Genomic DNA, 14,673 nt, shown 5'->3' with positions numbered 1-14,673 from the left:
GGTAAAGGAATGAACAAACGACTGAAAAGATTGGTTATGGCTGTGGCGGTTCTGCCTTTTCTGGCAACCGGCGCCAGCCATGCCTCGAACCTTGATGGCAGCTTTTTTCCCGCTGCGCCGAAGGCAAATGTCGGGAAAAGTGATGCGCCGATCCTTATGGCTCAGGCAGGCGATCCGCGTGTCAGCCAGCTGGAGGAGCAGATCAGGCAGCTGACAGGCAAGATCGAAGACCTTAATTTCCAGTTGCTGCAAATGCAGGAGCAGATGCGCAAGGTTCAGGAAGACAATGAGTTCCGTTTCCAGGAACTGGAAAAGAAGGGCGGCGGTAAGAAAACCGATGCCGGCGGCAAGGGCGACCGTACGGTTGCCGGTGCCGCGCCTTCTCGGACAACAGGGGAGGCATCGCCAGATGCCTCCGCTTACCCCGCGGCTCCGTCGCGGACATCCCCATCCGACAGCACCGATTCCGCTGCTATTGACCCTCAGCCCAATGCTCCGCAGTCTCCGCAGGTCGGCGAACCGCCGCGCGCGCTTGGACAGATTGAGTTCGATGCCAATGGCAACGTAATCGGTGAAACAAGGAACGATACCGCTCCGGCAGCCAATCCCAGCCTTGCGTCGTTGCCGCAGACGGATGATCCCAATGCGCTGTACCGGCAGGCCTATCAATTGTTCCTGTCCGGCGATTATCGCAATGCCGAAGCTGCCTTCCGCAGCCATATCGAGCGATTCCCGAAAGATCCCTCCGATCCCGACGCGCGCTACTGGCTCGGCGAATCGCTGTATGGTCAGGAACGCTACCAGGAAGCGGCATCGGTCTTCATCGACAACCATAAGCAGTTTCCCGATTCCAAGAAGAGCCCGGAAAACCTGCTCAAGCTCGGCATGACGCTGGCGAAGATGAAGGACCACGATGTCGCCTGCGCCACCTTTGCAACGGTGAGCTCACGCTATCCCAGCCTCTCGGTCGCGCTCAAAGAGCGCGTGAAGAATGAACGTGCCGCCAACAAATGCTGACCATCGCCTCGATCCGGAAGAGATTTTCGCTGGAATCGATTTCGACCGTCTGACGGCGGTCGTCGTTGCCGTTTCCGGCGGCAGCGATTCTCTCGCTCTGCTTTTCCTGCTTGATGATCTGCGCAGAAGCCGGGCCGCCTTTCCCCGTATCGTTGCCGTCACCGTCGATCATGGGCTGCGGGCGGAATCAGCGGAGGAGGCCCTGTATGTCGCCGACCTGTGCAAGGCGGCGGGTCTCGACCACCATATTGTCAACTGGGCCGGAGCCAAGCCCGCCACCGGGCTGTCCGCCAAGGCGCGGGAGGCCCGCTACCGGCTGCTTCGCGACGCCGCCGGCGAAGCGGCAACCGATGTGATCCTGACCGGGCATACGCTGGACGATCAGAACGAGACCTTCATGATGCGCGCGGCGCGCGGCGGCCAACGCGGCCTTGCCGGCATGGCGCGGTTCACCCTGCTCGAGCGGGTGACGTGGCTGGTCAGGCCGCTGCTCGGAATCCGGCGCGAAGACTTGCGCGGCTATCTGCGCGCGCGGGGGATAGTCTGGCGCGACGATCCGTCCAATGCCAATCCGCAGTCCGAACGGGTGCAGGTCAGGACGGCGCTGCAGGAACAGGGCAGCGGCGACATTCCAGCGCGCGTTGCCCGCAACGGCGCGCAGCGGCTTGCCGTCAACAGCGAGGCGGCGAAGCTCTTGCTGGGTCATGTCACGGTGACGGACGGCGTCAGGGCCGAGGTGAACACTGCGGGCTTCGATCAATACGGCGATGCTGCCCAGCGTCTCGCCATGGGTGTTCTGCTCACCGTCATGGGCGGCCTGTCGTTTCTGCCGTCCGTGCAGGAATGCGGCAAGGCCGTCCGCCATCTCACCGGCGCAGATGGCCCCCGCCGCATGAGCCTTGGCCGCTGCATAATCCAGCGGGTTAAGACGGGCGTAACCATGTACCGCGAAATGCGTTCGATTCCCGATGCCGTCATCGCACCCGGTTGCACCATCGTCTGGGATGGTCGTTACCGCGTGTCGAATGGCGCGCCGATTGCGCTGCGGATCAGGGCGGCGGGCGATGACGGGGTGGTGTTTTTGCAGGAGGGCGGCTGCGGGAATGTCCACCGCGCTTCGATCGCATCCAGCCCGGCCTTGGTGGCCGAGGGCCGGATTGTTGCCGTTCCGGCATTGCCGTATCCGGGGCCGCATCACGGGAATGTGCCTGCGGGGGTCGAGGTGACACGACACGTCGCCCTGTTCGATCATATCCTTTCAGGCTATGATGAAAACCTTGCCGCCAGCGTGGCAAAATTGTTTGGTTTGCAGGATTACAAGCGATTTTCTGTAAACCAGATTGATAAGAATTGATCTCAGTTTGATTGCCAGCCTTGGCAAGGCCACGCTTCGAACCTATGTTACGTGTAAATTCCGCGTCCTTGCGGTTGTGATTGATGGGACCCGATAATGAATCCTAACTACCGGAACTTCGCACTGTGGGCGATTATCGCTTTGCTTCTGATCGCGTTGTTCAACCTTTTTCAAAGCCCTTCCCAGCGTTCGGCATCCAGTGATGTGCCCTATTCGACGTTCATAACGGACGTGAATAATGGCCGCGTGAAAACGGTGACGATCGCCGGCAACCGCATCACGGGCACCTATGCCGACAATAACGCAACGTTCCAGACCTATTCGCCTGGAGATGCCGGCCTCGTCGGCCGCCTCGAGAGCAAGAATGTCCAGATCGCCGCCCGGCCCGAGACGGATGGCTCTACATCGTTTGTCGGCATGCTGATCAACTGGCTGCCGATGATCCTGATCGTCGGCGTGTGGATTTTCTTCATGCGCCAGATGCAGGGCGGCTCGCGTGGCGCCATGGGTTTTGGCAAATCGAAGGCCAAGCTGCTGACCGAGGCGCACGGGCGCGTGACGTTCCAGGACGTGGCCGGCGTTGACGAAGCCAAGGAAGATCTGGAAGAAATCGTCGAATTCCTGCGCGACGCGCAGAAATTCCAGCGGCTTGGCGGACGCATTCCGCGCGGCGTGCTGCTCGTCGGTCCTCCCGGTACCGGTAAGACGCTTCTGGCGCGCGCCATCGCCGGTGAAGCCAATGTGCCGTTCTTCACCATTTCCGGTTCCGACTTCGTTGAAATGTTCGTCGGTGTCGGTGCATCGCGTGTGCGTGACATGTTCGAACAGGCGAAGAAGAATGCGCCCTGCATCATCTTCATCGACGAAATCGATGCGGTCGGCCGTCATCGCGGCGCCGGTCTGGGCGGCGGCAATGACGAACGCGAACAGACGCTGAACCAGCTGCTGGTCGAGATGGATGGTTTCGAGGCCAATGAAGGCGTCATCCTGATCGCTGCGACCAACCGTCCCGATGTTCTCGATCCGGCCTTGCTGCGTCCGGGCCGTTTTGACCGTCAGGTCGTCGTGCCCAATCCGGACGTTACCGGCCGCGAAAAGATCCTGAAGGTTCATGCCCGCAATGTTCCGCTGGCACCCAATGTTGATCTGAAGATTCTGGCCCGCGGTACCCCCGGTTTCTCCGGTGCCGATCTGATGAACCTCGTCAACGAAGCCGCCCTGATGGCAGCGCGCCGCAACAAGCGCCTCGTCACCATGCTCGAATTCGAAGACGCCAAGGACAAGATCATGATGGGTGCCGAGCGCCGCTCGACAGCCATGACCCAGGCGGAAAAGGAACTGACGGCCTATCATGAAGCCGGTCACGCCATCGTGGCGCTGAACGTGGCAATGGCCGATCCCCTTCACAAGGCGACGATCATTCCGCGCGGTCGTGCGCTTGGCATGGTCATGCAGCTGCCGGAAGCCGACCGCTATTCCATGAGCTACAAGTGGATGATCTCGCGTCTGGCGATCATGATGGGCGGCCGTATTGCCGAAGAACTGAAATTCGGCAAGGAGAACATCACCTCCGGCGCATCGTCGGATATCGAGCAGGCCACCAAGCTTGCCCGGGCGATGGTGACCCGCTGGGGCTTCTCTGACAAGCTCGGCCAGGTTGCCTATGGCGAAAACCAGGAGGAAGTGTTCCTCGGTCACTCCGTTGCCCGGACGCAGAATGTATCCGAGGAGACGGCGCAGCTGATCGATGCGGAAGTGCGCAAGCTGATTGACGATGCCTATACGCAGGCGCGCGCCATTCTGACGAAGAAGAAGAAGGAATGGATCGCCATTGCCGAAGGTCTGCTCGAATACGAGACGCTGACCGGCGAAGAGATCAAGGCCCTGATGGCAGGCAACAAGCCAGCCCGCGATCTTGGCGATGATACGCCGCCGTCACGCGGTTCGGCTGTTCCGAAAGCCGGTTCAGCCAAGAAGCCGCGCAAGGGCGATGAGCCTGACAAGGGGTTGGAACCCCAGCCGCAATCCTGATTGCGGCACATGCCAACAAGCAACGGCCGGTATTCACCGGCCGTTTTTGCACGGATTGTTCACGGATTGAATGATAGTATAATCGCCACATAATTTGTGAAATGCGCAGGAAAAGGTCTTCTGCAATAAGCGTGAAGATCAGGCACAAGCACAACAGGCTGAACACCGGCGCCGCCGGATAAGAGTTGGCCGCACAGTTTGGATAGACATTATGGCTCGAAAATATTTCGGCACCGACGGTATTCGCGGACAGGCAAATGCCTACCCCATGACACCGGATATCGCGATGAAGGTCGGCATGGCTGTCGGCCTCGCCTTCAAGCGCGGCAATCACCGCAACCGGGTGGTGATCGGCAAGGACACCCGTCTTTCCGGCTACATGATCGAGAACGCGCTGGTCGCCGGCTTCACTTCCACCGGCATGGATGTCTTTCTGCTCGGGCCGATACCGACGCCCGCCGTGGCGATGCTGTGCCGCTCGCTGCGTGCCGATATCGGCGTGATGATTTCCGCCTCGCATAATCCCTACCATGACAACGGTATCAAGCTTTTCGGCCCGGATGGCTTCAAGCTCTCCGACGAGATCGAGCTTGAGATCGAACGGCTGATGGACGAGGACCTGTCGGGGCGGTTGTCGAGCTTTGAAGCCCTCGGACGGGCCAAGCGCGTCGATGGCGATATCTATCGCTATATCGAGTTCGCTAAGCGGACGATGCCGAAGAACATCTCGCTCGCCGGTTTGAGGGTCGTCGTGGATTGCGCCAACGGTGCGGCCTACAAGGTTGCGCCCGCTGCCCTGTGGGAGCTTGGCGCCGATGTCGTGACGATCAACGACAAGCCAAACGGCACCAACATCAACGAGGATTGCGGCTCGACGCATCCGCTGAGCCTGATCAAGAAGGTGCACGAGGTGCGGGCGGATATCGGCATCGCGCTGGATGGCGATGCGGACCGTGTGCTCATCGTCGATGAGAAGGGCTCGATCATCGATGGTGATCAGCTGATGGCGGTGATCGCGCAGTCCTGGCAGGAATCGGACCGGCTTGTCGGCGGCGGCGTTGTCGCAACGGTCATGTCCAACCTTGGCTTTGAACGCTTTCTCGGCGATCGCGGCCTGACCCTGGCCCGCACCAATGTCGGCGACCGCTACGTGGTCGAGCATATGCGCAATCATGGCTTCAACATCGGCGGCGAACAGTCCGGCCATATCGTCATTTCTGATTTCTCCACCACCGGTGACGGACTTGTTTCTGCCCTGCAGATTCTGGCCGTGGTTCAGGAGGAGGGGAAACCCGTCAGCGAGGTCTGCCGCAAGTTCGAACCGGTGCCCCAGGTGCTCAAGAACATCCGCACGGCGGGCGGCAAACCGCTCGAGGACAAGAAGGTCAAGACGGCCATCGATGATGCCCGCGACCGTCTTGGGACATCTGGCCGTCTGGTCATCCGCCCGTCGGGAACGGAGCCCTTGATCCGTGTCATGGCGGAAGGGGACGACAGCCAGCTGGTCGATACCGTCGTCAATGATATCATTTCGGTGATCTCGTCGGTCAAGTCGGCAGCCTGATTGCCGCCAGCCGCATCGCGCTGAATGGGCCCCTTTGCGGGCCCATTTTTACATCTGCCCGGCGGTATTGGGTTTGTTAACGTTAATGATCATGGTGAACAAACACGGTTAAGCGGGATTTAACTTTTTCCCTCCATATTCCCTTCTAGAACCTTAGTAGCATTCGCTGCGTTTCGATTTTTGGGCCTGACGAGGGATATGAAATGGGCATTATCAATAAATATGCTGCAGCGAGTGCAGCTCTGCTATGCCTGGGGGCAATCCCGGCTTACGCTGCGGATCCGGTGGAAGTACCGGTGGTCGAAGTGCAGCAGTTCGGCGGATGGTATCTGCGCGGCGATATCGGCATGAGCAACCAGCGCCTCGGCAATCTGGACTATGTCGGCTTCGGCGACGCAGCGCAGCACGGCTTTCTGGAGGACGGTACGTTCGATGCCGGGATCACCGGCCAGATTGGTGTCGGTTATCAGTTCAACGATTGGCTTCGTGCTGACGTAACCGGCCAGTATCGCGGCAAGACCGAATTCAGTGCCCTTGATTTCTATTCCAATCCCGCGCTGGGACAGTATGGAACCAATCAATACCATGCGAAGAAATCCGAATGGCTGTTCCTGGCCAACGCCTATGCGGATCTTGGCACATTCAGCGGCATAACCCCCTATGTCGGTGGTGGTATCGGTGCGTCGCGCAATACGATCTCCAACTTCACCGATGACAACATACTCAATGGCGGCGGCGGTTATGCCGACAGTGCCTCCCAGTGGAACTTCGCGTGGGCACTGCATGCCGGTGTCGGCATCAAGGCAACGGACCGCATGACCATCGATGTCGGGTACAGCTACGTCAATCTTGGCGATGGCCAGACTGCCAATGCACATAATTATGATGATCGTTTCACACGCGCCAATCCTGAGCCGTTCAAATTCAAGGACATCACGTCGCATGATTTCAAGGTCGGCGTACGCTACGCTTTCTGATTGAAACGACTTGGTTTTTCGAACGGCAGGAGCATTGCTCCTGCCGTTTTCGTTTGTGTTGCAGTCTGCCGGTCCTTGCAGATTTAATGTCGCACGCAAACATATTTCTTGACTGTGAACGACATTTCTCCTAGTTCCCGGAGTGGGCCACCTCTCCCCAACGAGAGGCGTGCTATCTGTGAGGATAGGAGAAAACATGACGACGCTTATAAAGCCGGCGCAGCGCCCGGCTAACCCGAATTTTTCATCAGGTCCCTGTGCAAAACGTCCCGGATGGTCGCTTCAAGCGCTTTCCGACGCACCGCTTGGCCGCTCGCATCGCGCCAAGGTCGGCAAGACGAAGCTGAAACAGGCGATCGATCTTACCCGCGATATCCTGCAAGTTCCCGCCGATTACCGTATCGGCATTGTTCCGGCGTCCGATACCGGCGCTGTCGAGATGGCGCTGTGGTCGCTGCTCGGCGAGCGCGGCGTCGACATGGTTGCCTGGGAAAGCTTTGGCGCAGGCTGGATCACCGATGTGGTCAAACAGCTGAAGCTTGGCGATGCCCGGACCATCGAGGCCGGCTACGGCGAACTGCCCGACCTTTCAACAGTCGATTTTGACCGCGACGTCGTCTTCACCTGGAATGGCACGACCTCGGGCGTGCGTGTGCCCAATGGCGATTTCATTCCGGCGGACCGCAAGGGCCTGACCATCTGCGACGCCACCTCGGCGGCGTTTGCGCAGCGTCTTGATTTCGACAAGCTCGATGTCGTCACCTTCTCCTGGCAGAAAGTGCTCGGCGGCGAGGGTGCGCACGGCATGCTGATCCTCAGCCCGCGCGCCGTTGAACGGCTGGAAAACTACAAGCCCGCCTGGCCGCTGCCGAAGATTTTCCGCCTGACCTCCGGCGGCAAGCTGATCGAAGGTATTTTCTCCGGTGAAACCATCAACACGCCGTCGATGCTCTGCGTCGAGGACTACATCGATGCGCTGAACTGGGCAAAATCGCTCGGCGGTCTGGATGGACTTGTCGGCCGTGCCGACCGCAACTTTGCCGCACTCGATGCCTTTGTCGAACGTACGCCATGGATTGCCAACCTGGCAAAGGTCCCGGCAACCCGGTCCAACACGTCCGTGTGTCTGACCATCGTCGATCCCGAGATCACGGCGCTCGACAAGGATGCCCAAGCCAATTTCGCCAAGAACCTGGTTGCGGTTCTGGAGAAGGAAGGCGTTGCCTATGATATCGGCGCCTATCGCGATGCTCCGTCGGGGCTGCGCATCTGGGCAGGTGCGACGGTCGAAACGGCCGATCTCGAAGCGCTGATGCTGTGGCTCGACTGGGCATTCCAGTCGCAAAAGGCCGCGCTGAAACAGGCTGCCTGATTTCACCGGCTTGACGTGACCGCAGCGGATGCGGTCACCCCCATTCAAAGTTTCACCGATTCAACGATGGAGGCCATGATGGCACCGCGCGTACTCGTATCCGATAAACTCTCCCCGACTGCCGTTCAGATCTTCAAGGATCGTGGCGTGGAGGTCGATTACCTGCCTGATCTCGGCAAGGACAAGGAAAAGCTGGCCGAAGTGATCGGCCAGTATGACGGTCTTGCCATCCGTTCGGCCACCAAGGTCACGGAAAAGCTGATTGCCGCCGCCACCAACCTGAAGGTCATCGGCCGCGCCGGTATCGGCGTCGACAATGTCGATATTCCCGCCGCGTCCCGCCGGGGTATCATCGTGATGAACACGCCTTTCGGCAATTCCATCACCACGGCCGAACATGCCATCGCGCTGATGTTCGCGGTTGCCCGCGAACTGCCGGAAGCCGACGCTTCCACCCGTGCAGGCAAGTGGGAAAAGAACCGCTTCATGGGCGTCGAGATCACCGGCAAGACGCTGGGTATCATCGGTTGCGGCAATATCGGTTCGATTGTCGCCACGCGCGGCGTTGGCCTGAAGATGCACGTCATCGCCTTCGATCCGTTCCTGTCGGAAGGCCGGGCCGAAGAGCTGGGCGTCGAGAAGGTCGAGCTTGACGAACTGCTGGCACGGGCCGATTTCATCAGCCTGCACACGCCGATGACCGACAAGACCCGCGGCATCATCAATGCGGGTACCATCGCCAAGATGAAGGACGGCGTGCGCATCGTCAACTGCGCCCGCGGCGGCCTGATCGTCGAGAAGGATCTCGTCGCGGCCCTGAAGGCGGGCAAGGTTGCCGGTGCCGGCATCGACGTGTTCGAGGTGGAACCGGCGACGGAGAACGAGCTGTTCAACCTGCCGAACGTCGTCTGCACGCCGCATCTTGGCGCGTCGACAAGCGAAGCGCAGGAGAATGTCGCGCTGCAGGTTGCCGAGCAGATGGCGGACTACCTGATCAAGGGTGCGGTTTCCAACGCGATCAACATGCCGTCGATCACGGCGGAGGAAGCGCCGCGCCTGAAGCCGTTCGTCAAGCTGGCGGAAGTGCTGGGCGCCTTTGTCGGCCAGGTCACCGACGAGCCGATCCAGGAAGTGGAAGTGCTGTTCGACGGCTCCACCGCCGCGATGAACACCCGGGCGCTGGTCAGCGCGGCCCTGGCCGGGCTGATCCGCCCGCAGGTGGCGGATGTGAACATGGTGTCGGCACCGGTCATGGTGAAGGAGCGGGGCATTATTCTCTCCGAAGTGCGCCGTGACAAGTCGGGTGTGTTCGACGGCTATATCAAGCTGACGGTCAAATCCGCTTCATTGACCCGTTCGATTGCCGGTACCTGTTTTTCCGACGGCAAGCCGCGTTTCATCCAGATCAAGGGCATCAATCTCGATGCCGAAGTTGGCCAGCACATGCTGTACACGACCAACAACGACACACCAGGCATGATCGGCATGCTCGGCACGATCTGCGGCAAGAACGGCGTCAACATCGCCAACTTCTCGCTGGGCCGTGACAATCCCGGCGGCAACGCCATCGCCATGCTCTATCTCGACGAGCGGATTCCGGATCATGTTCTGGAAGAACTGCGCGTGAACAAGGCAATTGTTTCCGCCAAACCGCTGGAATTTGACATCGGCTGATTGTAGGGATGGCGTATGTCGACATCCCAAACGCACACACTGAACTGGCGCCGGATGGAAGCGGGGGACCTCGCTTCCGTCATCGCCATGGCCGCCGTCATCCATACGGATTTTTTCGAGGATGATGCGATCTATCTGGAACGCATGCGCCTTTACGGCAAAGGCTGCTTTGTCCTCGAGGGGCAGGGCGGTGAACTTTTTGGCTATGCGATCACGCATCCGTGGCAGCTCTTTGCCACGCCGGCCCTGAACAGTCTGCTCGAGCGCCTGCCGGATCATCCGACGACCTATTATCTGCACGATATCGCGCTTCTGCCCGCATCGCGCGGCAGCGGTGCGGCGCCGCGCATCGTGTCGATCCTTGCCGATCAGGCGCGTGCCGAGGGGCTGGAAACCATGTCGCTGGTCTCGGTCAACAATTCCGCCGGCTTCTGGCAGAAGCAGGGTTTCGCGGTGGTGCACCGGCCGGAACTCGATGCAAAACTCAAATCCTATTCGGATGATGCCTGTTTCATGCTGCGCAGGCTTGCCTGATCAGGCAGCGGCGTGCTTGCGCCCGCTGATTTCGGCAATGCCGATGCCGCCGAGAACCAGCACCAGGGCGACGGCGTGATAGAGGTGAAACGCCTCGCCCAGCAGGATCACGGCCAGCAACGTGCCGAAGATGGGCACCGCATTGATGAACAGGCCGGCGCGATTGGCGCCGATATATTCGACCCCCTTGATGAACAGCACCTGCGCGGCAAGCGACGGCAAAAGCGCGGTGTAAAGCACGACCATCGTGCCGGTGAAATCCGGTGCGACCAGCGCGCCGTCCAGCCATTCCCAGATCGTGAACGGGATGGCGGTGGCAAAGGCAAAGAACGTCATGACCGTCATCAGGCTCTGCCAGTGAATGGCCGGGCGAAGCCGCAATGCCACGGTATAGCCACTGTAGAACAGCACGGCGAGCAGCATCAGCGCATCACCCTGGTTCACCTCGAGTTCCGCCAGCTTGAGGAAGCTGCCATGCCCGGCGGTCAGGGCCACGCCGACGAGCGACAGGCTGAAGCCGAAGATCTGGCCGGGGCGCACGGCCATGCCGAACAGCAGCAGGTTGGCAACGAAGATCACCATCGGCATGCCGGCCTGTTCGATGGTGACGTTGATGGCCGAGGTATAGTTCAAGGCGGTGTAGAGGGCCATGTTGAAAAAAGTGAAGCCGAACCCGCCCAAGGCGGCGAGCAGCGGCAGATGGGCGCGCAGCACTTTCCAGTCCCGCCTGACCTGGCTGCCGCTGATTGCGGCGACGACCGCGAAGGCGATAAGCCAGCGCAGCATGGTCAAAAGCATCGGTGATATATGGCCGACCGCGAGCTTGCCCGCCACGGCATTGCCGCCCCACAGGAGGGCGGTCACGAGCAGAAAGATGTACGCGGTGCGATTCATGGCGGGCTGCTTATACTTTGGCGGGAGAAGTGTTGCGGTGTCGCCAGAACAATAGGTTTATTCGTTTAATAATGGCAAATTGGCCACGCTTCAGTCGAAAGAATTGTCGCGCTTTTATGAACCAGCCTGTATAGAAGCACCGCATTTAGCAAAAAATGCATGACGAGGTTATGACTCGAGGAGTTTTGAATGGCAAATGTTGTGGTGATCGGCTCCCAGTGGGGTGACGAGGGCAAGGGCAAGATTGTCGATTGGCTTTCCGAACGGGCCGATATCATTGTCCGCTTTCAGGGCGGGCACAATGCCGGCCATACGCTGGTTGTCGATGGTGTCACCTACAAGCTGTCGCTGTTGCCATCGGGCGTGGTGCGCAAGGGCAAGCTCTCGATCATCGGCAACGGTGTTGTCTTCGATCCGCATGCATTCATTGCTGAAAAGAAAAAGCTCGAGGCGCAGGGTGTCGTCATTACGCCCGAAACGCTGAAGATCGCCGAGAACACGACGCTGATCCTGTCGATCCATGGCGAGCTTGACCGCCGCCGCGAGGCTTCCAATTCCGGCACCAAAATCGGCACGACCGGCCGCGGCATCGGTCCGGCCTATGAAGACAAGGTCGGCCGCCGCGCCATTCACGTGCTTGATCTGGCTGACCCCGAGACGCTTCCGGCGAAGATCGAACGGCTGCTGGCCCATCACAATCCGCTGCGCCGCGGTCTTGGCATCGAGGAAGTCGATGGGTCCAAGCTGCTGGCCGAACTGCTTGAGGCCGCGCCGCACATCATCCCGTTCATGGACCGCGTCTGGTATGTTCTCGACCAGAAGAAGCGGGCTGGCGAGCGCATCCTGTTCGAAGGCGCGCAGGGTACCCTGCTCGATATCGACCATGGCACCTATCCGTTCGTAACATCATCGAACACCGTGGCCGGCCAGGCATCTGCCGGTTCCGGCATCGGACCCGGCTCGCTGCACTATGTTCTCGGCATCACCAAGGCCTATACGACCCGCGTCGGCGAAGGCCCGTTCCCGACCGAACAGCAGAATGAAGTTGGCGAATTCCTTGGCCAGCGCGGCCATGAATTCGGCGTCGTCACCGGGCGCAAGCGCCGTTGCGGCTGGTTCGATGCGGTGCTGGTGCGCCAGGCCGTTGCCAACAACGGCATCAGCGGTATCGCGCTGACCAAGCTCGACGTGCTTGACGGTCTCGATGAGATCAAGGTCTGCACCAGCTATGAACTCGATGGCGAGGTCATCGATTACCTCCCGGCCAGCCAGGGCGCGCAGGCGCGCGTCAAGCCGATCTATGTGACGCTGGAAGGCTGGAAAGAGACAACGGCCGGGGCACGTAGCTGGAGCGAACTGCCGGCGCAGGCGGTGAAATATGCCCGCTATCTGGAAGAGCTGATCGGTGCGCCGATCGCGTTGCTTTCGACCAGCCCGGAACGGGACGACACAATACTTGTTACCGACCCGTTTCATGATTAGACTCACAAACGAGTTTCGATGTTAATCTCACAACAAAACCATAGGTTTGGGTGAATGGCTGATTTCGTTGCAGTATTGAGAAAGACAATTGACGGGCTCGCGGACCCAAGGCCCGAGCTCCGTCAACGTGTGTATGCAAAGGCTCGCGCAACGATTGAGCAAAAGCTTGCGACGCTGAATGCGCCGGAAGCTGTCGCCGTTCGCCAGAAACAGGCGCTGGAAGATGCGATCACCGAAGTCGAGTCGGATTTCGCGCCTGCTCTCGACGATCTGATGCATGTCCCGGACCCGGTTCCCGTTGCGGCCCCCGTTCCGTCGCCGCCACCGCCGGTCGCCCCGGCACCGGTCGTGGCAAAGCCGGAACCCGCTGCGGCGATGCCGCCAAAGCCGGCACCTGTCGCCACGCCTCCGGTCGTGCCCGCGCCTTCCTTTACCAAGCCCATCGCCCAGTCCGATGCGCTCGAGGATTTTCTGACCACCCACACGCCGAGCGGTGCCAAGCCAATCGAGCACCGGGAGGACGGGTTCCACAACGAACGATCGGATGAGCGCCCCCTTGCCGGATCTTTTTCCGGTATGGCCGGCAAGCTGAAATCCGGACGCGGACCGGAAGAGGAGCTTGACGACGAGCCGGAACTGAAACCGGAGGATCGCGGGCCCACGGACTATGGCGTTTACTCGCGCGGACCGCTGAAGCAGCCGAAACAGAAGCGTTCGCTGGTTCCCCTGGTCAGCCTTCTCGGCCTGCTCGTCCTCATTGGCGGCGGTGCCTATGCCGGCTGGACCTACAAGGACCAGATCGCTGCACGGGCCGCATCGGTCAAGACCTATCTTGCCAGCCTGACAGGCGGCGGCGACAAAGCCCCGGCGAAACCGGCCGAGACTGCCGGCAACCAGCCGGCAACACCGCCGGCAAAGACAGAGCAGCCCGCGCAACCTGCGGCACAGCCTGCAACGCCAACGGCACCGGCGGGCGAAGCAAAGCCCGAAGCGAAATTGACGCAGCGGCTGTTGCCGGACGGACAGGAAATCAATCCGGGCCCGGCCAACGACACGCCGTCGCTGGGCGAGGGCACATCGGTTGCCGCGTCGACGCCGGATCAGCAGCCTGCAACACAGCCGCCAGCGCAGGGACAGCCGACGGCTCCAGCCGGACAGACAACGCCCCCGCCAGCGGCGCTGCCGATCGGCCAGAAGGCATTTTTCTATGAGGAGCGTTCCGGACAGGATGCCGGCACGGCGGATGCGGGCGGTGTCGTCTGGTCCGTGGTGCAGGAATCGCCGGGCAACGACCTGCCGCCCGAACCGGCAATCCGTGCCGAGGTGACTATCCCGGACCGTGGCATCAAGCTGCGTATGGTCATCCGCCGCAACGGTGACAAGACGCTGCCGGCCAGCCATCTCGTCGAAATGATCTTCACGGTTCCCGAAGGGTTCCCCGGCGGGTCCATCGATGCGGTGTCGCGCATGACGCTGAAGGATACCGAACAGGCTCCCGGCAGCCCGCTCGTCGGCATCCCGGCCAAGATTGCCGACAACTTCTTCATCATTGCGATGAATGACGCGAAAACCGCGGTTGATACCAACATGGCTCTGCTGCGCCGTCAGTCGTGGATCGATATCCCGATTGCCTACAAGACCGGTCGCCGTGCGCTGCTGACGCTGGAAAAAGGCTTGCCGGGCGAGAAGGCCTTTGACGACGTGCTGAAGGCATGGGCTGCCAAGGCGGGCGGCTAGTCCGTCGCACCCCTAAGACCGATGAAAAAGGCTCCGT

General features: G+C 60.4%; 11 protein-coding genes. 10 read left to right on the top strand and 1 reads right to left on the bottom strand.

Annotated elements, in window-relative coordinates:
• Positions 1-9 precede the first annotated feature (9 nt).
• The 8 genes from ybgF (at position 10) to ACZ5FP_RS00680 (ending at position 10,523) form a co-directional block, all read left to right on the top strand.
• On the top strand, positions 10-1,017 hold the full coding sequence (gene ybgF, locus ACZ5FP_RS00715; protein ID WP_464661586.1) for a tol-pal system protein YbgF: 1,008 nt from the start codon (positions 10-12) through the stop codon (positions 1,015-1,017).
• A complete protein-coding gene (gene tilS, locus ACZ5FP_RS00710; protein WP_464661585.1) occupies positions 998-2,371 on the top strand; it encodes a tRNA lysidine(34) synthetase TilS in 1,374 nt (457 codons plus the stop codon). Before ybgF ends, tilS begins: the two co-directional genes overlap by 20 nt.
• A gap of 96 nt (positions 2,372-2,467) precedes the next feature.
• A complete protein-coding gene (ftsH, locus tag ACZ5FP_RS00705; protein ID WP_464661584.1) occupies positions 2,468-4,402 on the top strand; it encodes an ATP-dependent zinc metalloprotease FtsH in 1,935 nt (644 codons plus the stop codon).
• Positions 4,403-4,613: 211 nt separating this feature from the next.
• Positions 4,614-5,966, top strand: coding sequence for a phosphoglucosamine mutase (glmM, locus tag ACZ5FP_RS00700; protein WP_403180631.1), 1,353 nt, complete (start codon positions 4,614-4,616; stop codon positions 5,964-5,966).
• A gap of 203 nt (positions 5,967-6,169) precedes the next feature.
• Positions 6,170-6,943: an outer membrane protein gene (locus ACZ5FP_RS00695; protein WP_464661583.1), complete on the top strand. Its 774-nt coding sequence runs from the start codon at positions 6,170-6,172 to the stop codon at positions 6,941-6,943.
• 196 nt (positions 6,944-7,139) lie between these two features.
• Positions 7,140-8,315, top strand: coding sequence for a phosphoserine transaminase (locus tag ACZ5FP_RS00690; protein WP_464661582.1), 1,176 nt, complete (start codon positions 7,140-7,142; stop codon positions 8,313-8,315).
• Positions 8,316-8,393: 78 nt separating this feature from the next.
• Positions 8,394-9,989: a phosphoglycerate dehydrogenase gene (gene serA, locus ACZ5FP_RS00685; protein ID WP_464661581.1), complete on the top strand. Its 1,596-nt coding sequence runs from the start codon at positions 8,394-8,396 to the stop codon at positions 9,987-9,989.
• Positions 9,990-10,004: 15 nt separating this feature from the next.
• Positions 10,005-10,523, top strand: coding sequence for an N-acetyltransferase family protein (locus ACZ5FP_RS00680; protein ID WP_464661580.1), 519 nt, complete (start codon positions 10,005-10,007; stop codon positions 10,521-10,523).
• Here the strand turns inward: ACZ5FP_RS00680 and ACZ5FP_RS00675 are convergent, their stop codons facing one another.
• Positions 10,524-11,417, bottom strand: coding sequence for a DMT family transporter (locus ACZ5FP_RS00675; protein ID WP_223613642.1), 894 nt, complete (start codon positions 11,415-11,417; stop codon positions 10,524-10,526). It abuts the gene before it with no gap.
• A 189-nt stretch (positions 11,418-11,606) separates the two neighbouring features.
• Here ACZ5FP_RS00675 and ACZ5FP_RS00670 point away from each other — a divergent pair, with 189 nt between their 5' ends.
• Together ACZ5FP_RS00670 and ACZ5FP_RS00665 are read left to right on the top strand one after the other, a co-directional pair.
• Entirely contained in the window at positions 11,607-12,899 is a 1,293-nt protein-coding gene (locus ACZ5FP_RS00670) for an adenylosuccinate synthase (RefSeq protein WP_464661579.1), read from the top strand.
• Between the two features lie 54 nt (positions 12,900-12,953).
• Positions 12,954-14,636: a hypothetical protein gene (locus ACZ5FP_RS00665; protein WP_464661578.1), complete on the top strand. Its 1,683-nt coding sequence runs from the start codon at positions 12,954-12,956 to the stop codon at positions 14,634-14,636.
• Positions 14,637-14,673: the final 37 nt, after the last annotated feature.

This window comes from Phyllobacterium sp. T2-21 (assembly GCF_055378485.1).
Note: the sequence above shows the minus strand (reverse complement) of the source record. Positions and strands in the feature narration are given on the sequence as shown.